Here is a 1,586-nt window from a genome sequence, read left to right as displayed (position 1 = left end):
CTGACTTTAAAGCTAATCTTCTTTTATTAGAGATGCTGCGTTATATATAATATTTTCTAAGTTTTTCTCATTAAAACAGATGAAATTAATGTCAGGTTTTAAATTTCGTCTGAAAAAACTTGCCACTTCTTTTTCTTCCTTAGTTTTTTCTTGAAAATTTATGCCACTTTCTCTAAATAATTTTCTCAAATTTTCATAAGTTATTGGAAATATAGTAGACGGAAAATCTACAACAAAACTATTTTTTAAATTTCGCTTATATTCATCGTAAATATCAAAAATAAATATTTTTGTATCAAAATTTATATTTTCCAGCAGTCTCTTTACAAAAGTTGTTTTTCCACTGCCAGTTGTGCCTAAAACAGCCATATGCATAGATGATATTTTCTCAAAATCTAATTTTGCATCTATATTAAGATTTAAAACCTTTCCAAATTTTACAGGAAAGCTCATTTTATACCCTGCATGGTTCAGGTTGAAAATTTTCTGGATTATATCGTTATTTACAGTTCCTATAGTTCCTATTTTTAGGGGATTTTCCAGAGGCTTAAGTAGACTTTCTTCTTTAAGAGTTGTTTCATCATATATACCTAATATTTCTAAATTTGCTACTTTTAGATGCTGTGATTCATTAAAGTATCCAAAAAAGACGGCTTTTTTCCAGTTGTTATCTTTATTTGAAAAAATATTGAAAAGTCGTTCTATATTTTCTAATAGAGGTTTAACTAAAGAACCATTTAAGTTGTAAAAAGTATTTACAGGTATTGTTGATATGCTTATACTGCGTGCAATTATGTATTTGTTTTTGTCTTGAAAAATCAAAAAACTGTTTTCTGTAATTGACTCATTTAATACAAGAAAGTTTGCAGATGATGTACTTTCAGCATTTAAAATAAATCCACCTATTTGTTTTATATTAAAAGATTTTTCTTTTATTTCTTCAAAAATATTTACCAGTTTACTTATTTGATTTTTTTCTTCTACTAAGACATCTGTTTCCAAATTTCCATCTTTTTCCAGGCCAGAAAATGTAAGGTTTGAAGAACCCAGAACTGCTTTTTTATCATCAAATATGTAAAACTTAGAGTGCAAATCAGGATTTAAAAATATTTCAACATTAGGTTTGTTTAAGAATTTGAACAATATATCATCGGTAATTAGTAAGTCATCTACAGATGATGCTCTTATTATGATTTGAATGTTTATCTTTTCAGAAAAGTTTTCTAAGAGTTCTTTTAATACTTCTCCTTTTATCCATGCTGATACAATTTTTATATTTTTTTGAGAATTTTTGAATAAACTTTTTAGTGTGGGTTTTATTTCATCTTTGGGAAGAATTTGCATTTTTGTTTACCGGTTAAAATTGGGAGGAGTTTATCCTCCCTTTTAAAATTAAATTTATATTGCTTTTACAACTTTTCCAGCTTTAAGGCATTTTGTACATACATATATTTTTTTCACTGTCCCGTCTGAAAGTCTTGCTTTTACTTTTTGAAGGTTTGGTCTCCATGTTCTTTTTGTAGTAGTTGCAGAGTGAGCTACTCTATTTCCAAAAGTTGTTTTTTTACCACATATTTGACAGACTG

At 27.4% G+C, this 1,586-nt stretch carries 2 protein-coding genes; both read right to left on the bottom strand.

What is annotated here, in order from left to right:
- Positions 1-12: 12 nt before the first annotated feature.
- Positions 13-1,344 (bottom strand): DUF87 domain-containing protein, encoded by a 1,332-nt coding sequence (locus HG1285_RS02195; protein ID WP_008289187.1) that lies wholly within the window; start codon positions 1,342-1,344, stop codon positions 13-15.
- A gap of 54 nt (positions 1,345-1,398) precedes the next feature.
- A partial coding sequence (gene rpmB, locus HG1285_RS02200) for a 50S ribosomal protein L28 (RefSeq protein ID WP_008289186.1) occupies positions 1,399-1,586 on the bottom strand: 188 nt, incomplete at its 5' end.

The organism is Hydrogenivirga sp. 128-5-R1-1 (assembly GCF_000171895.1).
The sequence above is the reverse complement of the archived record's forward strand: the minus strand, read 5'-3'. Positions and strand labels throughout refer to the sequence as shown.